The following is a 23,210-nucleotide window of genomic DNA, read 5'->3' as shown; positions in this document are numbered from 1 at the left end:
TAGGCGACATGAGATAAACGATAGAGTATTGATAGTATCTTGGCGTGAATCTAGCTTCAGTTAATAGAAAGGAGTGGATTAATGAATGGTAAAGCATTTGATAATTGGCAAAAATCGCGAAAGAAAGGGTGTTTAAATTGGCTTTTCAGAACGACTTTCGTCACAGCCATTTTGTACATGATTTTTAATGTTATTTTCCTTTATCCATCTTCTGATGCGGCAAGCATTACGATTTTCTTATCGGATAATGCTCTTAATTACTCAATTTACACGATCGGGATGTTTTTCGCATTTTGGGTTATTTGGCTATACAATGAATCTTCGTATAAGAAAGAAGTTAAACGTAGAAATGTCGCCTAACACCTATGGGCCCTTAGCCGGTCAATAGGCAATAGCATTTTTTGGCTGCGCAGCAGCCAATGCTCTCGAACAACAAAGTCGTCTACTTCGCTCTGTCATTTCCGCCATTAAGTCATTGCTTACGGCAAACACATATAGAAGGTCTCTTACTGCGGTCTCACCGCCGCCAGCCAATCATGTGACAGGGCCATCAGACATTACTTCCCGTTCCCACGCAGTAGCGTGGGAACGAGTTAAATCACGCTGTCTCGGCTTATCAAGTCCCAAATAACCATTCTATTGCGAACATCAATATGGCGGTTTATTTTAGCATTGGGGCGGCGAATCGATAGAATGATATACCCACCTAAAAATAGTGAACATCACATAACGATTTTTCTCGTCACATGCAGAAGACTATGTTATGAAAAACGTGTTACCAAGAGCCAGGTTTTGTCGATGCTGAGGTCAGCGTCCTGCTGCTAACCTTATACTCGTTAGGGTGGCATGGGTGCGTCACGGATAGATATGAAACTGGTGGCGGTAAATATAGAACAATGATGACCTAATGGTACTAGGCGGCATGACTCTCCAATGATATTGGAGCGTACTGCCAAACCCTCTACGTTTAACGTTGTTTAAAAATAGGAGGGTGACTCATTAACATAACTACTGCATGTTACGCACCCGTTTTCCTTATTATGGAACGATGCGCATATTCAGAGAACTCGAGTGGATTATGATATGAACTTATCCGATGTTTTTGACTCCTCTAAACCTCATCGATGCCCCGTCATGCATCCTGACCCGTTAACGTGTCCTTGTGCAAGTTGTGAAATGGCTAGGCAACACGCTGCGTCAAAGGCTGCATTAGATGGTGCTACTGCAAGTAATTTCGCGCCGACAGGCGCATCAATGCCGGTAGATAAAGCAGCTAGCGAACGTGTCGTTCCAAAAGAAACTTCGAGAGAAAAAATTGAAAGACAGCGTAGAGAACGGTTTCATGAGCAAGAAGAAAACTGGCAAAAAACTCAAGCCAATGAACCTCGATACGCTGAGCACAGAAATAAGATAGTCACTGACCGTAAAGCGAAAGAACAAAATAACCGTATCTATGTCGGTGAAGAGCAGAAAATTCCTGGTGCAATTGTGTTACCGGCACCGGCATCAGTAACGGAAATAAACGATGCGGTAGGAAAACGTGTTTTACCCTCGGATCTACTTGGGGCGAGCTTTGCTAATCAGCCTGTCAGTACTGGAGTTGTCGCCCATCAGGTCTCATCACTTAGCGCGGCGACTCAAAAGGAAGTAAGAGAGAGCGGTGAACTTGTTTTTAGTGGTATGCAGTACCAATACGCGTATGGAACAGTCGGTAGTATTCAAGTCATCGATACATTCGCAGGTGAACAGCCCGATAAAAATACATCACAGATGGCCTACTGGGTAGCGCAAGGCAAGTACCTCGATATACCCAAGCACCCCGATCCTCATCGAGACCATTTGTATGTTTTCACGCCAAATTTTAGTGGGTGTTCTTTTGTTGTCGATGACTGGGACGATGACCGCATTAGAGTCTACCATGTTGAAGGTGGAAAAGAAGATAAGCAATACAATGAGTTGCAAGACCACGGTAATAACTTAATCAAGTATATGAGTAGTTGTGACTATGGCTTTTACCAACAAGGCAACACCATTATTCAGAATGTCCATGGCTTTGCCTTCATGAGCTACAATACTCAAACACGAAATTGGGAAATTCATTACCAGAAACAAGAGCATGCCCCATCTATCATCCAACCGAAGACATCAGCGAAATCACTTTTCTCATCCGAAAAGCACACAGCAAAAATTATTGGACCGAAGGAATCTCGTGTCGTTGAAACGGGTACCATTGTCATCAAACGCTAAATCAGCGTAACAGAGCAACGTTTAGATAGACGCGATAAATTAAATAGAGCATGGAAAGGCCTTGAGCCTCATAGTTTTTAATAGAAGTCTCGCCAAGCAGTACTTGGCGGGACTAAAGCCCTCAAAGAATTGGGTCGACTATGGATTTTAACCAGTTTTATTGAGCAGGTATCGACGGCCTGAGTAAGCCATCCTTCAAATCAAGTTAAAAAGACTACACAATATATTCACTAAGCTTAAAACCGAAAGTGATTGAGTGGTGCTATAAGACGCATCGAACAGTAAAGTCGGTTTTAAAAGCACTAAGGAATCAGAATGAATAGTATATTTTGTGAGAAATGTGGGCAAGAAACTGAGCATAAAGAAATCATAAAGCAAAAGCCTTCGAAATATGGGAAAAGTAAAAAAGAACAGTTTAAGGCTTTTCTCGACGGTTTCTTTGGTGGTGTTGCTAGTCCTATTGGTGCATCGTTGGACTTAATCGATCGATATGAAGTTTGTACAAGATGCGGGCATAAAACCTTAAAAAATCAGGGTGACGAATTTCAATAGTAATATTTAGGCTTAAATCTATTTGGATAATTAAATTTCATTAAGAAATCATGCGCTTTGACCTTTTATAAGGCTCGTTTCATTTTTTAAGGAGGTATAGTGCAAAAAATCTTCGAAAGTGACAGGTTAATATTGAGGCCGTTTTCTCTCAATGATGCGGAACGTGTCGCCGAACTGGTTGGGGAAAAGAAAATATCGGAAATGACCGCAAATATCCCCCATCCATATAGTATTTCTGATGCCGAAAGTTGGATACGAACCCACGAGTCATTGTTTTTAAGTGGCGACAATTAAATGGGTAACCGTGTATGAAAAGAGTTGTCATAATAGGTAACTCAGGGGCTGGGAAGAGTTGGCTATCAGCTCGGCTGTCAGCCAAGATTGGTGCTAGAGACGTTAACCTAGACACTTTTTATTGGGAGCCAGGTGGATATAGCAATAAACGGCCAACAGAAGTTATTGATAGCGATTTAAAACAATTATTATCAGAGGATGCTTGGGTTGTCGAAGGTGTTTTTGGTGCGCTCGTTGAAGAGTTACCTGAGTTTGCTGATACATTGATTTTTATTGATATAGACTGGACCAAATGCGAAGAATCGTTACGTTTAAGAGGTCAAAATGTTAGCGAAGAAACGAATGCTGAGTTAGCGAAAAATAACTTTCAAGCGTTAATCCAATGGGCCTCCGAGTATTATTCTAGAAAATCAAAGAGCTCACACAGCTATCATCGCCAATTATTCGAAAAATTTGTTGGTGTAAAATTTCATTTTACGCGAAGGGAAGATGTCACTTCTTTCCTTGATACTTTTTAATACATAGGGAACTTTAGTCAATAATCAGGCCATGTCATGGATAAACATATTGTCGCGTTAGGCGGTGGTGGTTGGATGATGGGAGAACAGCAAAGCGAATTAGATCAATATGCACTCAGGTTAACTGGGAAAAGCGATCCGAAAGTTTGCTATATTCCCACTGCCACTGGGGATGCTGAGGAAGCCATCGACCGTTTTTATCAGTCCAAACTCAGTCGCCGCTTAAGTCATTTTCCATTATTTAAAGCCAACCTAGACTGGCGAACACATCTGCAAGAGCAAGATGTAATTTATGTCGGCGGTGGTAATACACGCTCTATGTTAGCGGTATGGAAAGCGTGGGGAATAGATAAACTACTTCAAGATTGCTATGAAAGTGGCATCATATTGTGTGGTATGAGTGCGGGCGCAATATGTTGGTTCGACTACGGGATCACTGATAGCGATCCTGAGAAGTATTCCGTTATCGAGGGGCTTAGTTTTGTCCAAGGTCTTGCATCAGCGCATTATCCGGGGAGTGACGAAAAAGCTGAGCTGTTTTCTCAGTTCGCCAATCATCATATAAACATGCCTTGCTATGGGATAAGTGATTATTCAGCACTACATTTCGTTAATGGTCGGTACCATAAGACAATCAACAGTCAAACGGGTGCGCAGGTAACCATTAAGAATGTTGATAAGACCAATATTTAAAAATGATGTGTGCCATTTTTCTAAGGAGTTTAAGTGTTCAAAAAAAATCATGTGCATCTGCAAATTAAAAAGGGTGAAGTTAGAGCAATACATCTTGAAACAGATAGTTCGATAGTGCGGACATGTGCAGCACTATCGCATCCAAGAACCTTAATGGGTGAATTTTTTGCCATTGAACGCTGCTTAAAAGATGTACTTGATGAACTATTACCTAAAAGTATTTTTTCTCTATCGCCAATAGCGATTGTTCAATTTATCGAGAAAATTGAAGGTGGGATTACTAATGTTGAGGTACGTGCTTTCCGCGAAGCGACACTAGGGGCGGGAGCGCGACACGTTTTCTTTGCTGAATCGAGCACGCCAATCAGTAAATCTCAGCTATTGAATTTCAACTTTAAGCAGATAGAGCAACCATGAGTCCCATTCGTGATTGCAAAGAGGCGTGACCACAGCTGCTTGGTATGGTGAAAGAAGTGAGTGATGACGTGTGCTTGATCGAAAAGGCGAATGAGTGTGACATGCATGAACTCGTACGGCTGCAAATACGCGCATTTGCACCTGACCGCGCGCTTTGTGGCTCGGGACCGCCTGGTTACGATAGTTATGATCATCAACGATACGCCGCAAGCTGTTACCAATATTATGTGATTAAGCAAAACAGTCAGCGAGTGGGCGGGTTTTACTTTTTATATCAATCCGGCATCCTCCAGTTGATAAGGCTGTTTATTGCCCCAGATTATCAAGGACGAGGGATGGGTCAGATGGTACTCGAATTTCTTAAGGCACACGTACTGCCGGGAGAAGTGATCGAACTAGAAACTCCCACGTTCAGTGTCGGCGCGCAGCGGTTTTACGAGAAACAGGGTTTTCAAAGAATCAAACGGATTCAGTATGGGGCGAGTGACGCGTATTTGTATCGATTGATGGTGACCTAACAGCTTATGACTATTCAGCAGTCCTAAGTGATATGTCATGACAATGTATTTTTTTATAGGCAAATCTTGCTTGTTGTTGTTCTTGGGTCTTAACTTGAGATGACCAGTACTTAGCGGTTGGCGTATAGGGCGTTAGGGATACGCCTATAAGTGCTTTGATCGTGTCAATTGCCAGAATACTAGGCATTTCGATGAAGATTAAAGATTTATAGGAGATAAACATGTCAAGTCCAGCCAATGTAACTATCAAGAACTTTACCCAACAGTCGATCACCACCCAAGTGACGCGTGACTCTTGGGTAGAAGAAGATGGCGCTTCCATCAATAACCAAGTAATACCTGAGGGACACGAGCGAACCTTTAAAGTCATTGCAAAAACCGGACACCATGGCGAACTCGATATTGACCTTATCGGTGGTAACTCAGGTCAAAGTCTCGGTGTTTTCTACATCAAGAGCATTAAAGATCCACAAGAAGGCGAGAAAAGCCTTGCTGTTGAACCAGCGAAGGAAACGGTTGTAATGTCGGCAATGGGATACCGACATACGCCGGGAGATGAAGATTTACGCCGTATCGATCTGGTTATCATCGAGCGCTAATCGAGGTTGTTACGAAATGGCGGCTTTTACGTTACGTAGAAGCCGCCATTTTTATTGTGTGAACTAAAACTCATTTCCCCGTGACCTATAAGCCAACATGATTGGAATCATATTAATATGTCGACTTCGTTAATAATTGAATAAATGGATTTATTATCAATAGCTTAAACATGGAAATTCTCCCAGAAATCGAAGTGTCGAACGCGCAGCATGAGGCTATTCAAGCCCTTAGAAACAAGGCATTTCCTGACCATCAAGTTGCCCGTTCTTACTATAAGCAGCTTCTCCACATGCGGGCATTGCAGTACCAAGGTAATCAACTGATTGGTTATATGGGGTTGGATTATAGGGCAGTGAATGTCGGTGGCGACGTATACAAAGTATTAGGGGTGAGTGATTTTTGCATCGACAGCGCTTGGCAGAGAAAAGGGATTGGCTCGAGTATGCTGGCGCAACTGGCTGACTATGCCAGAGATAAGGACGTTGATTTCATTATTCTTATCTCTGAGGTGCACGATTTTTATGTGGCTAATGGCTTTCAGCTTGTCGAGTCACATTCCTCTTGGCTACGCATCCATGAACATACAAATTATGGCGTTGCGGTCGAATATGTCGATGAATTGTATGTAAAACCGATGAAAGACAAATCATGGCCTGCAGGCCATATGGATTGGCTGGGGTATATGTATTAATTGCTTCGGTAGACGTCGTTTATGGCGTGTAAGAGGGGTGAGTCGCCTTTGGCTGGGCGCCTGCAGCTATCTGCAGGCGCGTGATGACATCGGCGACTATACGCCCTTGCTACTGCATTACCGCAAACGACTCGTAAGGGGCTAGTTTGTAGGTGGTGCTTAACTGTTTGACCGGATCCATATTGTAGCTAAGGCAGGTTAAGGCCTTATCGAGCCAGTGTGTGGGGAGGGTGATGGTTTGTTTTTCCTCACTAAAGTTGCTGACTACCAAAATGCGGTGGGTATCGTCGAAGCGCTCGTAAGCCATCACGTTAGGGTGTGATTCTTCTACAGGCGCAAACTGGCCGTGTACGATCACTGGGTATTGCTTGCGGAGCTTTACCAGTTCACGGTAGTGATAAAGTACAGAGCCGCTATTTTCAGTTGCCCGTGCCACATTGATGGTGGTGTAGTTAGGATTAACCGGTAACCATGGTGTTCCTTGGGTAAAGCCTGCTTGCGGTGCGTTCTCCCATTGCATTGGAGTACGGGCGTTATCGCGACTGTTTTGGTAGACCGCCTCCATCATGGTGTCTGGATCAACGCCTTCTGCAACACGCAAGTGGTAAAAATTGCGGGTTTCGATGTCTTGATAATCGTCGATAGACGGGAAGGCGACATTGGTCATCGCAATCTCTTCCCCTTGGTAGATATAGGGCGTGCCTTTCATCAAGTGTAAGGTTGTGGCGAGCATTTTTGCCGAGCGGGTTCGGTATTGGCCGTCGTGACCAAATTTGGATACGGCGCGCGGCAAATCGTGGTTGTTCCAAAATAGTGAGTTCCAACCGCTATCGGCCAGCTCTTGTTGCCATTTGAACAGTACCTGTTTGAGGGCGGCGACATCCAGCGGTACGGGCTGCCATTTATCGCCATCGTTCCAGGTAGCGGTAATATGTTCAAATTGGAACACCATGGAGAGTTCATTGCGTTCCGGTGCGCTATAAAGCTTGGCGAACTCCGGCGTTGCGCCCCATGTTTCGCCGACGGTGAGCAAGTCTTTGTCGCCAAATGTGGCTCGATTCATTGCCTGTAGCAGAGGGTGAAGGCGCGGCCCGTTGCCGGTAATGCCTTTGTCGATTTCCTTACCAATTAAATCAATCACATCGAGGCGGAATCCGCCAATGCCTTTGTCGATCCACCAGTTCATCATTTTATGCACGGCGTCATGGACGGCGGGGTTTTCCCAATTGAGATCGGGCTGACGTTTGGAGAACAAGTGAAAGTAATATTGCTCGGTGTTTGGCTCCCATTGCCATGCACTGCCACCAAAAATTGAGCCTTGATCATCGGGTGCGCTGCCATCGGGTTTGGCATCGCGCCAAATGTAAAAGTCACGATAGGGACTTTTTTTGTCTTGAAGCGCAGCTTGGAACCAAGGGTGTTCGTCGGAGGTGTGATTGACGACCAAATCCATCACGATTTTGATGCCAAGCGCGCCGGCTTTATCAATCAAGCGCGTCATGTCTTCCATGGTGCCAAATTCAGGCGCGATCGCGCAGTAATCGGAAATGTCGTAGCCATTGTCATCCATCGGCGATTGGTACACCGGTGATAGCCATAACACATTGACGCCGAGCCAATGTAAGTAATCGAGTTTCTCGATAATTCCATTAAGATCGCCAATGCCATCACCATTGGTGTCGTAAAAACTGCGAGGGTAGATTTGATAAACAACGGCATCATGCCACCAAGCGTTCTGCATACCGATTACCTCTTATCGACAATAAAAATCCTCAAAGCCTCAGCTTGAGATGTGGCCAACAGCCTAGCGCGCGATCGATGCCAAGAAAAATAGGCGTGACGCTTATTGATATAACCTATTGGCTATATATAGGGTGGCAATGGACTAAAAATAAGCGTTATCATTGAATCGTCTATCCCTATTAGGCTATAAAGTAAGCCGCTAAATTGTGAGTGAGTGCGGTATGGATGTAGAAAAAGTTGCTGGCTACTTTATTGCAGTGGTTGAGGCAGGGGGTATTAAAGCGGCCGCGTTACAGTTAGGGATCAGCCAACCTTCATTGACGGCACAGATCCAAAAGCTTGAGCAACGTCTCGCATGTCAGCTATTGGTGCGCCATCCTCGTGGCGTCAGTATGACCCCCGCGGGAGAGCTTTATTATCAGCATGCCACCGCACAGCATGCTGCGCGACAACGGCTTCATGCCCAGCTTCATGCTTTGCAAGCGCGTGAAGCGGGACAAATAAAGCTTGGTACCGGGGAGGCGTGGTGGCCTTTGTTTGTTAAACCGGCAGTGCTTGATTATCAAGCTGAGCGCCAGTGTGCGGTCCACATCGAATTTGGTAATCGCTTGGCACTGATGGCATCGCTGCTCAGTGGCGATGTGGATGTGTTTATCGGTCATGAAATTGACGATCTGGTTGCGAGCCAGCAAGTGCGCTTTATGCCCTTGTTTCAGGACGCGGAAAGCTACTATGTGGCTGATAACCATCCGCTACTCGCAGACACATCGACCCGCATCGATCCTCAGCGTTTAAATGATTGGCCTCTGATGCGTGTCACGCCTGATCATGCCCGGCATGCGCATTTGCTTGCCAACCCGATTACGCCTGTCACCTGTGCGCATACCGTGGTGTTTGATGTCGATGCGCTGAGCGCCAGTATCGATCTATTGCACGACACGCAAGCAGTGATGCCTTATACCAGCAAAGCCCACACATACCTTGCCAGTCAGGGCGTGAGCGTGCTGACAACCCAGCCCAACAAAACGGGTAACGTCGGTTTATATACCCTGTGTAATGCGCGGCATGAGAAAGTCGAGGCACTGATCCAACAGCTGTGTGACGCTGCTCAGCAGATGGACACTCGACCATGTCATACCAGTTAGGGTAAAGCTTATTGAGTAAGAAAGTGCTAGACTAGACCGCCTTTGTAGCACACTGGCTGGGAATGCTGAGTTCTCAATGTAGGGATGAACAAGGAACAGCCGCCAGATTCAGTGGTTACAACGATGGCATCAATAGGTAGCGCCAATTACCAATTTGGCCATAGCGCTGCTAATTTGTGGCGCAAATCACATGCAGTACCTTTATTATCAAAGGAAAGATGATGGTAATTCCAGAAAACAGCAGCATTGTTATTTTTGGTGCATCTGGCGATCTGACCTTCCGTAAGCTGATCCCAGCCCTGTATCATTTGTATGCGAACAAACAGCTGCCTGCGTCTTTCGCAATTCTAGGCGCAAGCCGCACCTTCTACAGTGACGAGTCATTTCGCGACAAGTTGCGTCACTCTATGCAGGAGCTAGAGAAGACCGATCCTGCTACACTCGACGCCTTTATGGCGCATGTGCACTATCAGTCATTTAATATCTCGGATACTCACGAATACCACCACCTAACCGAGCGGTTAGATGCGTTGGCCGATCAGTATGGCTTCACCCAGCGGAACACGCTGTTTTATCTTGCCACGCCACCAAAGCTTTACAATTCGATTCCTGCCAGCTTGGCTGAACATGGCCTCAATGACGAGAGCACCGGATGGAAACGCTTGGTGGTCGAAAAGCCATTTGGTTATGACTTAGCCTCCGCGCGCCAGCTCGACAAAGACATTCACGCCCACTTTGCCGAACATCAGATTTACCGCATTGATCATTACCTAGGCAAAGAAACAGTACAAAACCTGCTGGTTTTCCGTTTTTCCAACGCGATGTTTGAACCGCTTTGGAACCGTAACTTTATCGATTATGTAGAGATCACCGGTGCGGAGCATCTGGGTGTAGAAGGCCGCGGTGGCTACTACGACCAATCAGGTGCAGTGCGCGATATGTTCCAAAACCACTTGCTGCAAGTGCTTGCGCTTGTGGCGATGGAGCCGCCGGCACAAATCAATGCAGACGCCATGCGTGATGAGGTGTTTAAAGCACTACAATCACTCGAACCACTGTCTGATGATGATCTGACCAATAACTTGGTGCTCGGTCAGTATACGGAATCATTAGTGGGTGGGAATGCGTTACCGGGTTATCGCAATGAGCCGGGGGTTGCGGAAGACTCGCGCACTGAGACTTATGTTGGCCTGAAGATGTTTATCAACAACTGGCGTTGGAATGGGGTGCCTTTTTATGTGCGCACCGGTAAACGCTTGCCAACCCGCGTGACCGAAGTGGTGATCCACTTTAAACAGACTCCCCACCCTGTGTTCGGCAAAAATGCCCCTGAGAACCGTTTGGTGATCCGCATTCAGCCCGACGAAGGCATTCAAATGAGTTTTGGCCTTAAAGAGCCGGGCGCCGGCTTTAATGCGAAAGCCGTGAACATGGACTTCCATTACGCATCACTGGAAGAAACCCAGATGCTGACCGCGTACGAGCGCTTGTTGCTGGATGCCCTTAAAGGCGATGCCACCTTGTTTGCGCGCAGTGATGCGGTCGAAGCTTGTTGGCAGTTTGTTGAGCCGATTCTGCAGTACAAAGAAAATGACAAAGCCTTGTTTGGCTATGCCTGTGGAACATGGGGACCGAAAGAAGCGGATCAGTTGCTTGAGCGTGATGGCCATGCTTGGCGCTTTCCCTGCAAAAACCTGACTGACACGGAATACTGCGAATTATGATAAATGCCCGAGTTTTTGATGATGCCGACGCGGTGGTCAATCATTTAGCGGACACGATGCAAGCACTCAGTGAGCAAGATCGTGCCGTACACATTTCGCTTTCTGGCGGCAGCACGCCCAAAATGCTGTTTAAGCGTTTAGCCAGTGACGACTATGCCAATGCGATTCAGTGGAAAAATCTGCATTTTTGGTGGGGCGATGAGCGCTGTGTAGCACCGGATGACGCTGAGAGTAACTTTGGTGAAGCCAATAAGTTGCTGTTTAGCCACATTCGCATTCCGGAAGAGAACATTCACCGTATTCGTGGTGAAGATGACCCGGACTTGGAAGCGGCGCGCTTTAGTGCGGAAATGCAAGCCTTGATCCCAAGCGAAAACGGCACACCTGTGTTTGATTGGATCTTGCTGGGCGTCGGTGGCGATGGCCATACGGCCTCGCTGTTCCCGCACGATCCTCAGTATGACAATACCGCGCTCGCGCTGGTGGCCTCACATCCTGAATCGGGTCAAAAGCGTGTATCAAAAACCGCCCGTGTGCTGCGCGCGGCGAAGAAAATCAGTTATCTGGTGTTGGGTGAAGGCAAACAAGCGATCGTACATGAGATCGCCACACACAATCCTACCCAACTGCCATACCCTGCCGCCAATATCCGCAGTGCCAAAGGCACTACGGAATGGGTACTCGATGCCGCGGCAGCAAAAAAACTACCAGAACAGAATTAATGGAGAGCACGATGAAAGGTGATATCGGCGTAATTGGTTTGGCAGTCATGGGCCAAAACCTGATCCTTAACATGAACGACAACGGCTTTAAGGTGGTGGCGCATAACCGTACCGCGGCCAAAGTGGATGAATTTCTAGAAGGCCCAGCGAAGGGCACCAACATTGTTGGCGCATACTCGTTAGAAGAGCTTGTTGAGAAGCTCGAAAAACCGCGCAAAGTGATGCTGATGGTTCGCGCAGGTGCCGTCGTGGATACCTTTATCGACAAACTGACGCCACTGCTTGACGAAGGCGACATCATTATTGATGGCGGTAATACCAACTACCCAGATACCAACCGTCGCGTGGCAGCACTGCGTGAAAAAGGCATTCACTTTATCGGTGCCGGTGTGTCTGGCGGTGAAGAGGGTGCCCGCTTTGGACCGTCTATCATGCCGGGTGGCTCTGAAGAAGCGTGGCCAGCTGTTAAACCTATCTTCCAAGGCATCGCCGCGAAAACCGACGCTGGTGAGCCATGCTGTGATTGGGTTGGACGTGATGGTGCCGGTCACTTTGTGAAAATGGTGCACAACGGTATCGAGTATGGCGACATGCAGCTGATCACCGAAGCGTACCAGTTCATGAAAGACGGCCTTGGTATGAGCCATGACGAGATGCAGCAGGTGTTTACCGACTGGAACAAAACCGAGCTAGATAGCTACTTAATTGAAATCACTGCAGACATTTTGGGCTATAAAGACCAAGACGGAGAGCCATTGGTTGAGAAAATTCTCGACACCGCGGGCCAAAAAGGCACCGGCAAATGGACTGGCATCAACGCGCTGGATCTTGGCATTCCGCTGACCCTGATTTCTGAGTCGGTCTTCTCACGTTGCCTGTCGGCACTTAAAGATCAGCGTGTCGCGGCAGAGAAGCTGTTTGAAAAACACATCCAGCCGGTTGAAGGCGATAAAGCCGAGTGGGTTGATGCGCTGCGTCAAGCGCTGCTGGCGTCAAAAATTATCTCTTACGCGCAAGGCTTTATGCTGATGCGTGAAGCGTCTAATGAGAATGGTTGGGATCTGAACTACGGTAACGTCGCGTTGATGTGGCGCGGTGGCTGTATTATCCGCTCAGCCTTCTTGGGTAATATCCGCGATGCGTTTGATAAAGATCCTAACTTGGCCTTCTTGGGCTCAGATGCGTACTTTAAAGGGATTTTGGATAACTGCTTGGCGGCATGGCGTAAAGTGGCGGCGAAATCGATGGAAACCGGTATCCCAATGCCATGTACTACATCGGCGCTGACCTTCTTGGATGGCTACACCACAGCACGTCTACCTGCGAACCTGCTGCAAGCTCAGCGTGACTACTTTGGTGCGCACACCTATGAGCGTCTTGATCAGCCTCGTGGTGAATTCTTCCACACCAACTGGACAGGCACCGGCGGTAACACCGCCTCGACCACGTACGACGTGTAACGTACGGCGTGTAACGTGATAGACTAAGTCACTGTCCATAGCTATAAATAGAAAAGGGATGCGCCAGCATCCCTTTTTGTTGGCATAAGCAAAAAACTCACTTAGCATAGGCAAAAAAGGAGACCTTATGCCGCGTCCTAAAATGCCCCGCCGTATTTGCGGGAAACCGCATACCAACTGTTTTAAACCCAATGCCATTCCACTCAGTGAGCTAGAGACGGTGACCATAGGTTTGGATGAGTTCGAAGCCATGCGCCTTGTTGATCATCAAGGGATGCAGCAACTGCAAGCGGCGGAAGTCATGGGCGTATCTCGTCAAACGTTAGCCAACCTAGTTAAACGCGCCCGCGCCAAAACCACCGCCTGCCTCGTAGAAGGCAAAGCACTGGTGTTTGAGTCAGAAGAGTAATTCGACATGAGCCGTCGTTACGTCAGTACTATTAAGCCCAATCTTCAAGTTTCAGTCCTTCAACACGCTGAAACTCCCTCGTATTGTTTGTGACTAGCACACAACCAGTCGCAATGGCGTGCCCGGCAATCGCGGTGTCGTTTCCGCCAATAGGGGTGCCTTTATTCATTAGGTTGCGCTTAACTGCAGTTGTCGCGTCAACGGCGGCTTTATCCCAAGGTAAAATCTCATCGATTCGCTGAAGAAAAGCATCAACAAGCACGGCATGTTTTGGTGATGCTTTTTTTCCTAACAACCCGTATTGCATTTCTTGATAGGTAATGGCTGAGATAACAATGCGATGTTGATTGCCGACAACAGTGTGAAGCTTTTTCAACACCGCTTTGGGTTGCTCTCTCATAATGAATGAACAAATACATGTATCAAGCATGTAGTTGATTTTATTAGTCAAAGTTGAACCGCCCCTCATCTTTGATCAGTTCCTCGCGATGGGTCATGAAATCACTATCAGCCTTTTCGAGCTCGCCAAATGAGAGCCAACTTGGTCGAGCTGGGCGTAAGGTGATGACATCCCCCTCTTTATGAATTTCAAGCTCATTAACACCGTCAAACTCAAAATCCTTTGGCAAGCGTACCGCTTGGTTCTTGCCATTTTTAAAAATGGATATTGTTCTCATAGGGTCCTCGGTCGGCAGGCGTGTGCTTAATCTCTTTTTAGTCTAATTTTTGTGCAGCATATGTCAAGCATATGCAATATTCTTTATCGCTTTTAGTCTAATTTTTGTGCAGCATATGTCAAGCATATGCAATATTCTTTATCGCTTTTAGTCTAATTTATTGCATATGCCATAAATGAGGCGTATTTTTGGCATATGCTATTTTAATGAAGAGAGAACGGAAGATGACAATTGCTATTGCGATGACCCAAGACCGTCCGGCGGGACATTTTATGAAGGCCGAGCACTTTGCGCTGTTTGACGACGATGGCCAAGCACTCGCTCAATTCGCCAACCCACGTGTAACGGAGGGTTGTGGTGCCAAAAACGCCTTGATAGCGATGCTTAAAGCCAATCAAGTAACACGTGTGGTGACCCGTCATATTGGCGAGTATGCGTTAGCGGGATTACTTGATGCTGGCTTACATGTGTATCAGTTAACCAATGGTCGTCTAAATCCCACTCAGTGGCTGTCGCCTGCATATTGGCAACCGCTTACGAATGCCAGTCACGGACGACCTGCGTTGCAGCGAATGAAGCAGCAATCCCAGCCACCGAAAGGAGCGTGTCGTGCTGATCGAATGTGCGGGTGTGGTTCTAAACGCAGTGGGTTAGGTTCTGCGCATCGCGGATGTGGCAGGAGGCAAGGTAAAGACGGTCGCGATAGTGGACAGGGTTGCGGTTGCCATGACTGAATTACGTGTGATGCCGCCACGGTCGCATCATCAGTGTGTGGCTTGCAGTGACAATGGGCTGTTTAATCTTAGATTTTACCAAGACGATGAAACTGCAGTGAGCGCAAAAGTATGGTTAGAAAGCGCTTGGCAAGGGTATCAAGATCAGCTGCACGGTGGGGTGATTGCCACGCTTTTAGATGCAGCATTCACCCATTGTACCTTCTTGTTTGCTCCGCAAAGTGTGACAGCGTCACTTAATATTCGCTATCATCATCCAGTGCCCATTGCGGTTGAGGCAGAGATACGTGCTTGGTGTGTAAAAGCGAAACACGGAATGAGTCAGTTGGAGGCAACGCTTACCGTTGCAGACACTGTGTGTGCCAGCGCAACGGCAAGCTTTATGCGAATGCGTGCGTCAAAAACTAGCTAACGGCGCGGCGTAGGCGATCATGCACCGCAAGCCATGCTTCGCCATGAGGGGGCTGGGCGAGCCAGATTTCGTCGACGCCCAGTTGGTCGGCTTGGGCGAGTTGGTGATATAACGCTTGCCCATAGCGTGCGGCGTCATCCGGCATGGCAATGCAGACCAGATCATCCCGTGTCGGGGCTTCGCCAAAGTGAAGCAAGGCCGCGCGTTTTTCAGGCTGGGGCGCAGGGAGATCAGACAAGTCCGCAGCCACCATCTGCAACCGGGTGTTGGGTTGGTAATGACTTCCCACATTGCCGGGCACCACGGTGTCGTGCTGCTCGGGGGCGTCGACTGTTTCACCCAGCACGGCGCTCAGCTCGCTGGCAGTGATTGGACCGGCGCGAAGTACGCGGAATGGACGCTTGGTAAGATCGACAATGGTCGACTCCAGCCCATGTTGGCAAGGGCCGCCATCAATCACTGCGGCTATTTTTCCGCCTAAACCATGCATCACCTGCTCTGCCGTAGTGGGGCTGAGCTTTTTATACGGGTTCGCAGACGGGGCGGCAACGGCAAGTTGGTGAGTGGTAAGCAGGTCCAACAACACAGGTTGCGCGGGCACGCGAAGCCCAATGGTATCTAATCCACCCGTGACTACCGGTGAAACATGCTCGGCTCGTGGCAGCAGCAGCGTCATCGGCCCTGGCCAAAAGGCATTCGCCAGCTTATATGCTTCATCCGGGATCTGCATTGCCCACTCGGTGATCGATGCGACGTCACCGAGATGAACAATCAAAGGATGATTGGCGGGTCGCCCTTTGGCGGTAAAAATGCCCGCGACGGCGTCTGGATTGCTGGCATCCGCTGCCAAACCGTACACGGTTTCTGTGGGCACCGCGACTTGTTCGCCGGCTTTCAGTAGCTCGGCGGCTTGTGTTAGGTCCGTTGAACACTGCGCTGAGAGAAGTTGCGTTTTCAACGACATGCTCCGTTTTATGTTGCTACGTTCAGGTGATACCACTGACCCGAGCGATCGCGTTGCCATACTGCACCCTGCGCATCAATTTGCATCAAGTACAGCCAGCCGTGATTCGCCAGCGCGGCTATATCGTCATGGCGTGCAAGTATACTATCAATTGCCTCCCGAGGGGCAGCGATAAATACGCTTAATCGCACTGGCTGGTGGCGATATCGACGACCATCGTGCACGGATTGATGCGATAAGCCAATTCGTAAGTCGCCACCATTCCCTTCAAACACCCCAATGTGGCCACCCACGATGTTGTGGAGCAGTTTGTTTCCGCTGCCGAATTTTTCCGGTGCGGTGACGGAAGCAAAGTACTGCAGATTGATCCAATTGGTCACCACCATGGGCGCGGTGAGGATGGTTTCAAGCTGACTAAAGTCACGGTCTTTATGCATGTCGTAGTCGTGTAAAAAGCTGCGACCTTGCAAATTAATCTGTCGAGACAGGGTGCGCGGGCCCACGATTAACGCGGCGTTGTCACACAGTCCCCACTCAGGACGCATTTGTGCCCAGTCTTTGGCCCGTGTAGCAAAGAATCGTTTGAGTTTAGATGGCTGGGTTGGTGTTTGATCAAACTGGTTGGCGCGGGTTGCACGTGCTTGTTCGCTCGCAGCGGCCAGCCAAGTTTGCCACTCGGCATGCTCGGGGGCGTGAAAGACATCCAGTGCGTCGGTGGTGGTGTTGTGCATGGCGGCATAAAAACGGGTACTGGCGGGAATCGTCACGCCTTGCTTTGCCATGGCATCACGTACGTCGGCATCGTTAAGAAGCTGTGCAAGTACGCGGACATTTACCTCGCCGGTTTGTCCACCGCAAGCACCACAGTCAAGCCCTGCTGCATGAGGGTTGTTACAGGTTTCACTGCCGTGACCCACCAACAAGACGGCATCGGCCAGTTGGTCTGCAATGCCCATTGCTCGCAAGATACCAGCGCCTAGCTCTGCCTTTTCTGCTGCGCTTAACGGCGTATTGTCACGGGTGAGCGCCCAATCACTGTCAGTATGGCTGAGTCGATTTAGCGGGTTTTCGGTGCCAGAAATGCGTAATGCGCGTTTTAATAGGCTCACTAGCTTCAGCATGCCACCGGCTTCGACCATGCCTAAATTGGCGGCAGGCGCATCGAGACTGCGCTGCCAGCCGAGCTTGGTCATTCGTAACCAGCGTTCGGGGGTAGCATGGGTTTGTGAGGCGGTGACCGCCGGTGCCAGTAAGCCGGGCAGTTGTGGGCGGTGAATATGGCTATCGGTGGGCTGATAAGCGATCGGCAAGCCAAAAAAGCCGGCAAAGCCAAGAGTTTGAACCCGATCGGATTGTGCTTCTAATGCGCGGCGCATCGGTTCAGAGCGCACATCAATACAAAACACAGCTTGCAGCGTGGGCGAGGTAGCGAGGGTGTCGACACTGGCCTGCGCGGACAAGGCGTGTGCCCAAGGGCGCTGCTGACTAATTTCTAGCGCTTGTTGCCAAATCCAAAGTGGCGCGAGCTGTTGTTGTGCTTGGTGATACCAATGGCGCACATTCACCGCTTGATGGTGTATGGACTGACGAATGCTTGTCCACGCTGTTTCACGGTGTTTGGCAAGCCAACGTGCCAGCACTGTATCCCAAGCAAGTAAAATCGCGAATAGGCCCATGCCATGTTCTTGCTGTTCACTGTCACTGAGCTGTTGCTGCCAATCTAACCAAGCCTGCCAGCTTGCCCAACCCGATAAGCCATGCATCAGCGCGTGGCAATAGGCCAAGTTACCGTCTTGGTCGTGAAGGATCGGTTGCCAAAAGGCGGCCGCTTCAGCGATCAGGGCATCCATTTGAGTGGGCAGTGCGGCGAAATCGGCGAGCAAATCCACGCCTGTGAGGGTTTTAATGCCTTTATCTTGGCTCACTACATCCAACCAGCATTGATAAAGGTGCTCACCGCCTTGGCCTTGGGCATCAAAGCGCTGTGGGTATTGGTGATAGAGCGCGAGAAACTGGCTCACTTGCTGCTGGATTTCTTGCTGCCACGATAAGCCTTCTTGTGCTTCTCGAGTGCGGTCACACAACTCAGCCAATGGCTTCCAACGCGGGAGGTCACTGCTATGACTACGCAGCGCACGCAGACAATCACTGACCGTCAATGCGCTGCCAGAGGTTGAAATGGCCTCGGCAAGATGTGCCTCACTAATGGGCGATTGCCAATGCGACAGATAGTACGCCGACGGCATTAGCGGACAGTGCCCGCTTAACACCGCTTGTTCGGCAAAGACTTGCTCAATGGGGGTAAAGCGTTGCGGCCACCATGGGTTCACTGCAATCATTTGATCCAACGGCCAGCTTGGCGCAATTGCTGCGACTGCTTGCTGGGTGGCATCGCGAAAATCGCTCACATTGAGGGGCTCTGGGTGTGCAGATACGTTGGGCGTTTTCGCAATCATTAACGCGTCTCCTTATGCGGTTGCCATTGGGTCGTTTGTAGTTGGATTAAAGAAGCACTCGGCCACCATTTGAGTGTTAGGCGCGTCGCCCACTCATCAAGGTAAGCCCCGGCGTTCAGCCAAATAAACAGGCGGTTGACCCACGCTTTGTGAGGCCAGTACTGGACCGCCAATGACAGAGCAAATAGCGCGATAAACAGCACCAGCGCAAAGGCATCGGCAAATAAATAGGTGGCATTTCCGCCCGCGACAAACACAATCAAGCTATGTTTAATGGCGGCGTAGAGCCCAAGCAGGCCAAGGGCAAACATGCTACTGAGCAGCACGCGTGTCGGGCGAGCAGCGCCTGGGCGGGTAAAGGCCGGTAATAGCAGCATGGTCATCGCCATCCACAGCAACCAACCGGCGGCCAAACTATTTAAAATACCAACACTTAGATGCACGGCGACAATCAAACCGGCGGCGGTGGCCATCGCGGCAAGCCAATGGCAGCGACGCGGAACTGAGGCGTCAGCCAGTTGGGTGGCGAGCCAATGATTCACGCCATTGCCGCTGTTGAGGAAAGAAAACGCCTTGTAGAAAGAGTGCGCCAGCAAGTGAAGCAATGCCAACTCGTAAAGACCTAGGGCGATTTCGACTAACATCAGACCCATTTGTGCGACGGTCGACCACGCCAGTTTTACCTTAATGCTCACGCGTGTCAGGCTCACCAGTCCCGCCACCAGCGTACTGATGCCTGCGATAACCAGCAGGGCAAGGCTGGCACTGGGGCTTGCCGCGAGCACTGGCGCGAATAGCATCAATAAGATCCCGCCAAGATTCACAATGCCTGCATGCAATAAGGCAGAGACAGGCGTTGGTGCTTCCACCACTTGAATGAGCCAACCGTGCAAGGGCAGTTGAGCGCACTTGATAATCGCCACGCCCACCAACATAAAGGCGGCGATGCTTACAGTCAGCGTGTGAGGCTGCTGGCTGACTTGAAACATCAATTGGTCAATCTGCGCGGTTTGGTAGTGGAAAAACAACAGTAAGAATGCGCCACCGAGTAGCAATTCGCTAAAGCGGGCGAGCAGCATTTTTTTGTGTGCCGCGAGTTGGGCGCGAGGCCGATGCGGATAGAAAAGAATTAAGCGACCCAATGAGAGGCTAACTGCCACCCAAGCGAGCCAAAACAGCAACAGGTGATTACTGACTAAAACCAACAAGACTGCTGACAAGGTGAGCAGTAAGGATGAAAGAAAACGGTGTTTGTCGGCTTCGCCCGCAAACGCAGTGGCACTGTATCGCCATATAACACCGCCAAGAAGAGCAACCAGTGCGAGCAGCACCAGTTTGAGCGGAGTGACGAGAAATAGGGATAACATGACTTACCTCACAGCAATAGTTATGCGATACATTGTGAAAACTTACTACAGTTAAGTAAAATACATAATAAATCACTTTTCATTCTGTTTTAGAGAACGATGAGCCGACTGAACTACCATCATTTGTATTATTTCTGGCAGGTGGCGCGCCATGGCAACCTGACCCAGACCGCCCGTCAGCTGCATATTTCGCAGTCGGCGCTGTCGTCGCAAATCAAACAGCTTGAACAGGCGATGCAGGTGCAATTGTTTGAGCGGCAAGGTCGTACATTGACGTTGACCGAAAGTGGCTATCAAGCGATGAACTATGCCGAAGAGATATTCCGTCAGGGGGAAGAGTTAGAGCAGTTGCTATCCAGCGGCGGGGCGCTGTCCAGTGCCACGATTCGCATTGGCACCTTATCGACCATGTCGCGGAACTTTATCGAGCAGTTTATTCAGCCACTGGTCAATCAACGGGAGTGCCGTTATGTGTTGCAGTCGATGGATCAAACCGGCTTGCTTCATGCGCTGTCTGATCACCAGTTGGATTTGGCGCTAACCAATATCGCGGTGAGGGGGACCAATAAACAAATTTGGCAGTACCAGCAACTGGCACGCCAGCCGGTCGCCGTGATTGGTTGGCCGGGTAAAGCGTTATCGCCCACCTTAGATGCCAGCTACCAGCACCAAGCGTGGGTGTTGCCTTATGGCGATAACCCGATTCGCTCGGGATTTGATGCCATCTCGGCGCAGTATCAACTCAAGCCGTACATCATGGCAGAAGCCAATGATATGGCAATGCTGCGCCTATTAACCCGCGACAATGATGCGTTGGCGGTGATGCCTGAAGTGGTGGTTCGCGATGAGCTAGATAGCGGCATGCTCACCCGCTACGCCTTACTGCCGAGTGTGTATGAGCCGTTCTATGCGGTATCGATTAAACGTCAGTGGGTACATCCGAAATTGAATTCGCTTTTAGATGCGTTCAGTGCGTCGCCGCTCGCGCATGGCGACGACCTTCCCGGCGGCAACGGTCAGAGCAATACCTAACTTCGTCCCAACAGCGTGCCCACTTTTTACGCCACGTAAACGGGCGTTCGCACGTCAAACATGCCTTGCTGGGAAGATGCGGCTTTTTATGCGCCATCTGGGTTGCCTCCAGTAGATTGAGTGGCACGTGACCGTTGTTTCATTGTGTGCTTATCCGCGTGATCAAGGCTTTTGATCCGCTTATCGCTTATTCGTTGCTCAGGGCCATTTGTTGGCTCAGGGCTGTTTGGACGCACATGGGTGGCAAGGATCCGTGCTTTTTCGATACGAACCGCGTCTTGTTGACGAAACGACCATAAAATATCACGCGCCCGTTTGCCGGTTTGTTCTATGTCGACAATGGCTTTCGGGTAATCTTCGCCAAGCACCACGCCGTACATCATCGCTTCCATGTCGGTCATTTGCCACGGGGTGTGGATCAAACTGTCGGGCAAGGGAGAAAGCTCAGGTAACCATTCACGAATAAATGCCCCTTCCGGATCTTGCTCTTGCGATTGTTTCACTGGGTTATAAATGCGCAAGGTATTTGCGCCCGTTACGCCAGCTTGCATTTGAAACTGGGGGTAATGAATTCCGGGCTCAAAATCGAGAAATAGCTGCGCCAAATGATGGACACCGCGGCGCCAATCAATCAGTAGATGGTGGGTTAAAAAACTGACCAGCATCGCCCGCATACGAAAGTTGATATAGCCGGTGGCGTGCAGGCAACGCATACAGGCATCGACGAGCGGATAACCGGTATGACCTTGTTGCCATGCGAGCAGATGCGCATCGCTCTGCGGACCGTTTGCGTACTCAAAATGTAAGTAACCTCGATTGACGGGCCGATGCTCCATGTGATGCTCGCTTTCAAATTTCTGCATAAAATGACAGTGCCAATGCAAACGCGACACCATGGCTACCAGCGCACGCCGCCAACCCTTTTTCTGCCAATGGAGGAGGGTGATTTGATACATCTCGCGCAAGCTGATGTTACCCCAAGCAAGATAGGGCGACAGTCGCGTACAGCTTTTGCGGCTGGCGAGCGGTTTAGAGATGTGGCGCTGATAGCTTTGCCCGCGTTCGCGGAAAAAAGACTGCAAGGTTTTATACGCCCAACTCGGCCCGCCGGGCTGAAAGCGTGGCGCGGGAGAATCCCAGTTATGATAACCGAGCGCGGGTAGCGTAAGTGATGTGTCTGGCCAGTGCGCTTGTTGCCAATCCGGATCGGCAAGAGGGGCACGCATCACTTTTTGCCATTCTGCGTCCCAATCAACCCGATTTTTCGCGCCGCGGATCACCGCCCCAGTGGGAAATTCATGCCATGGGATCTGATGACTTGCTAGCCATTTCGCCACCGCTTTATCTCGAGAAAATGTCGCGTCGACGCCAATTTCTTGATGGCTGTACACCGCGCCAATTGCCTGCTGCTGGTGGATGGCGTCGAAAACGGCGAGTGCTTCACCTTGGCAAATGGTGACCTGCCCGCCAAGCGGCGCCAGCTGCTGATTAAGATCGCACAGCGACTGCCAGGCAAATCGCCAGTGGCGCTCGCTATGGTGCGGATCATTAAGCAGCAGTGGCTCAAACAGGTACAAGATCACCAAGGGACGCCCAGCGGCAATGGCCGCTTGTAAAGGGGCATGATCCCGCAGGCGTAAATCGCGTTTTAGCCATACAAGGCTGATGGGCGCGGACATAGGGCTCTCGACAGTCGTAACAACAAACTTTTATTCACCCTTGGCGATACGAGGCTGAATGACGCTTGGATCCCTAATAGTGACTTGGTTGAGGTCTAATTTCTCTCATTAACAAGCGCTAAGCGTACAAAGCGAAATCAAAATGGTTTGCATTTG

The 23,210-nt window shown here is 49.4% G+C and carries 24 protein-coding genes and 2 pseudogenes; 18 read left to right on the top strand and 8 right to left on the bottom strand.

Features of this window, described 5'->3' with window-relative positions; translation table 11 throughout:
- The first annotated feature begins 81 nt into the window (after nt 1-81).
- The 10 genes and pseudogenes from N7E60_RS16285 to N7E60_RS16240 all read left to right on the top strand — a co-directional run bounded on the left by N7E60_RS16285 (nt 82) and on the right by N7E60_RS16240 (nt 6,530).
- Complete coding sequence (locus N7E60_RS16285; RefSeq protein WP_077675204.1) at nt 82-360, top strand: hypothetical protein; 279 nt, start codon at nt 82-84, stop codon at nt 358-360.
- A gap of 723 nt (nt 361-1,083) precedes the next feature.
- The gene (locus N7E60_RS16280) at nt 1,084-2,247 is read left to right on the top strand and encodes a cytotoxin (protein ID WP_269598675.1); all 1,164 of its coding nucleotides are present in this window, start codon (nt 1,084-1,086) and stop codon (nt 2,245-2,247) included.
- A 315-nt stretch (nt 2,248-2,562) separates the two neighbouring features.
- Complete coding sequence (locus N7E60_RS16275) at nt 2,563-2,799, top strand: hypothetical protein (RefSeq protein WP_269598674.1); 237 nt, start codon at nt 2,563-2,565, stop codon at nt 2,797-2,799.
- A gap of 99 nt (nt 2,800-2,898) precedes the next feature.
- Nucleotides 2,899-3,090: pseudogene (locus tag N7E60_RS16270) on the top strand (GNAT family N-acetyltransferase); the annotation flags it as partial.
- Nucleotides 3,091-3,107: 17 nt separating this feature from the next.
- On the top strand, nt 3,108-3,611 hold the full coding sequence (locus N7E60_RS16265; RefSeq protein ID WP_269598673.1) for a P-loop NTPase family protein: 504 nt from the start codon (nt 3,108-3,110) through the stop codon (nt 3,609-3,611).
- A 36-nt stretch (nt 3,612-3,647) separates the two neighbouring features.
- Nucleotides 3,648-4,304: a Type 1 glutamine amidotransferase-like domain-containing protein gene (locus N7E60_RS16260; protein WP_269598672.1), complete on the top strand. Its 657-nt coding sequence runs from the start codon at nt 3,648-3,650 to the stop codon at nt 4,302-4,304.
- A 33-nt stretch (nt 4,305-4,337) separates the two neighbouring features.
- Complete coding sequence (locus N7E60_RS16255) at nt 4,338-4,721, top strand: hypothetical protein (RefSeq protein WP_167315169.1); 384 nt, start codon at nt 4,338-4,340, stop codon at nt 4,719-4,721.
- A 101-nt stretch (nt 4,722-4,822) separates the two neighbouring features.
- A complete protein-coding gene (locus tag N7E60_RS16250; RefSeq protein ID WP_244323574.1) occupies nt 4,823-5,239 on the top strand; it encodes a GNAT family N-acetyltransferase in 417 nt (138 codons plus the stop codon).
- Between the two features lie 221 nt (nt 5,240-5,460).
- Nucleotides 5,461-5,838 carry a hypothetical protein gene (locus N7E60_RS16245; RefSeq protein ID WP_069589419.1) on the top strand — a complete coding sequence of 126 codons (378 nt, stop codon included), beginning with the start codon at nt 5,461-5,463 and terminating at the stop codon, nt 5,836-5,838.
- A gap of 170 nt (nt 5,839-6,008) precedes the next feature.
- On the top strand, nt 6,009-6,530 hold the full coding sequence (locus N7E60_RS16240; RefSeq protein ID WP_269598671.1) for a GNAT family N-acetyltransferase: 522 nt from the start codon (nt 6,009-6,011) through the stop codon (nt 6,528-6,530).
- A gap of 109 nt (nt 6,531-6,639) precedes the next feature.
- Here N7E60_RS16240 and N7E60_RS16235 read toward each other — a convergent pair whose 3' ends face one another.
- On the bottom strand, nt 6,640-8,271 hold the full coding sequence (locus N7E60_RS16235) for a glycoside hydrolase family 13 protein (protein WP_269598670.1): 1,632 nt from the start codon (nt 8,269-8,271) through the stop codon (nt 6,640-6,642).
- Between the two features lie 223 nt (nt 8,272-8,494).
- On the opposite strand from N7E60_RS16235, the gene N7E60_RS16230 reads away from it, so the two are divergent.
- The 5 genes from N7E60_RS16230 (at nt 8,495) to N7E60_RS16210 (ending at nt 13,733) form a co-directional block, all read left to right on the top strand.
- Entirely contained in the window at nt 8,495-9,418 is a 924-nt protein-coding gene (locus N7E60_RS16230) for a LysR family transcriptional regulator (RefSeq protein ID WP_269598669.1), read from the top strand.
- A gap of 221 nt (nt 9,419-9,639) precedes the next feature.
- Entirely contained in the window at nt 9,640-11,142 is a 1,503-nt protein-coding gene (gene zwf / locus N7E60_RS16225; protein ID WP_077662404.1) for a glucose-6-phosphate dehydrogenase, read from the top strand.
- Entirely contained in the window at nt 11,139-11,864 is a 726-nt protein-coding gene (gene pgl, locus N7E60_RS16220; RefSeq protein ID WP_269598668.1) for a 6-phosphogluconolactonase, read from the top strand. Before zwf ends, pgl begins: the two co-directional genes overlap by 4 nt.
- 11 nt (nt 11,865-11,875) lie before the next feature.
- The gene (gnd, locus tag N7E60_RS16215) at nt 11,876-13,324 is read left to right on the top strand and encodes a decarboxylating NADP(+)-dependent phosphogluconate dehydrogenase (protein ID WP_069589412.1); all 1,449 of its coding nucleotides are present in this window, start codon (nt 11,876-11,878) and stop codon (nt 13,322-13,324) included.
- Between the two features lie 127 nt (nt 13,325-13,451).
- Entirely contained in the window at nt 13,452-13,733 is a 282-nt protein-coding gene (locus N7E60_RS16210) for a DUF134 domain-containing protein (protein WP_021023566.1), read from the top strand.
- A gap of 31 nt (nt 13,734-13,764) precedes the next feature.
- Here the strand turns inward: N7E60_RS16210 and N7E60_RS16205 are convergent, their stop codons facing one another.
- Complete coding sequence (locus N7E60_RS16205) at nt 13,765-14,163, bottom strand: type II toxin-antitoxin system VapC family toxin (RefSeq protein ID WP_069363033.1); 399 nt, start codon at nt 14,161-14,163, stop codon at nt 13,765-13,767.
- Between the two features lie 13 nt (nt 14,164-14,176).
- Nucleotides 14,177-14,410, bottom strand: coding sequence for a type II toxin-antitoxin system VapB family antitoxin (gene vapB / locus N7E60_RS16200; RefSeq protein ID WP_069363032.1), 234 nt, complete (start codon nt 14,408-14,410; stop codon nt 14,177-14,179).
- Nucleotides 14,411-14,634: 224 nt separating this feature from the next.
- On the opposite strand from vapB, the gene N7E60_RS16195 reads away from it, so the two are divergent.
- Together N7E60_RS16195 and N7E60_RS16190 are read left to right on the top strand one after the other, a co-directional pair.
- Nucleotides 14,635-15,144 carry a NifB/NifX family molybdenum-iron cluster-binding protein gene (locus N7E60_RS16195; protein ID WP_269598667.1) on the top strand — a complete coding sequence of 170 codons (510 nt, stop codon included), beginning with the start codon at nt 14,635-14,637 and terminating at the stop codon, nt 15,142-15,144.
- Nucleotides 15,137-15,556: a PaaI family thioesterase gene (locus tag N7E60_RS16190; RefSeq protein WP_167315163.1), complete on the top strand. Its 420-nt coding sequence runs from the start codon at nt 15,137-15,139 to the stop codon at nt 15,554-15,556. The genes N7E60_RS16195 and N7E60_RS16190 overlap by 8 nt, the downstream gene beginning before the upstream one ends.
- Here N7E60_RS16190 and N7E60_RS16185 read toward each other — a convergent pair.
- Genes N7E60_RS16185 through N7E60_RS16175 form a run of 3 tightly spaced genes read right to left on the bottom strand, consistent with a single transcriptional unit; the run spans nt 15,549 to nt 20,343 of the window.
- Nucleotides 15,549-16,520 (bottom strand): L-threonylcarbamoyladenylate synthase, encoded by a 972-nt coding sequence (locus tag N7E60_RS16185; protein WP_077675221.1) that lies wholly within the window; start codon nt 16,518-16,520, stop codon nt 15,549-15,551. The genes N7E60_RS16190 and N7E60_RS16185 overlap by 8 nt on opposite strands.
- 8 nt (nt 16,521-16,528) lie before the next feature.
- The gene (locus tag N7E60_RS16180; RefSeq protein ID WP_269598666.1) at nt 16,529-18,976 is read right to left on the bottom strand and encodes a DUF2309 domain-containing protein; all 2,448 of its coding nucleotides are present in this window, start codon (nt 18,974-18,976) and stop codon (nt 16,529-16,531) included.
- Nucleotides 18,976-20,343 carry an NADH-quinone oxidoreductase subunit L gene (locus tag N7E60_RS16175; protein WP_069589408.1) on the bottom strand — a complete coding sequence of 456 codons (1,368 nt, stop codon included), beginning with the start codon at nt 20,341-20,343 and terminating at the stop codon, nt 18,976-18,978. The genes N7E60_RS16180 and N7E60_RS16175 overlap by 1 nt, the downstream gene beginning before the upstream one ends.
- A 99-nt stretch (nt 20,344-20,442) precedes the next feature.
- Between N7E60_RS16175 and N7E60_RS16170 the strand changes: the two genes are divergently transcribed.
- Nucleotides 20,443-21,375: a LysR family transcriptional regulator gene (locus N7E60_RS16170; protein ID WP_269598665.1), complete on the top strand. Its 933-nt coding sequence runs from the start codon at nt 20,443-20,445 to the stop codon at nt 21,373-21,375.
- Here N7E60_RS16170 and N7E60_RS16165 read toward each other — a convergent pair.
- The gene (locus tag N7E60_RS16165; protein WP_175993270.1) at nt 21,311-21,472 is read right to left on the bottom strand and encodes a DUF2256 domain-containing protein; all 162 of its coding nucleotides are present in this window, start codon (nt 21,470-21,472) and stop codon (nt 21,311-21,313) included. The two genes, N7E60_RS16170 and N7E60_RS16165, sit on opposite strands and share 65 nt — an antisense overlap.
- Before the next feature lie 97 nt (nt 21,473-21,569).
- Nucleotides 21,570-23,054: pseudogene (locus N7E60_RS16160) on the bottom strand (FAD-binding domain-containing protein); the annotation flags it as partial.
- Between the last annotated feature and the right edge of the window lie 156 nt (nt 23,055-23,210).

Origin of the sequence: Salinivibrio proteolyticus (assembly GCF_027286365.1) — a bacterium.
In the GTDB taxonomy this organism is placed as follows: domain Bacteria; phylum Pseudomonadota; class Gammaproteobacteria; order Enterobacterales; family Vibrionaceae; genus Salinivibrio; species Salinivibrio proteolyticus.
Note: the sequence above shows the minus strand (reverse complement) of the source record. Positions and strands in the feature narration are given on the sequence as shown.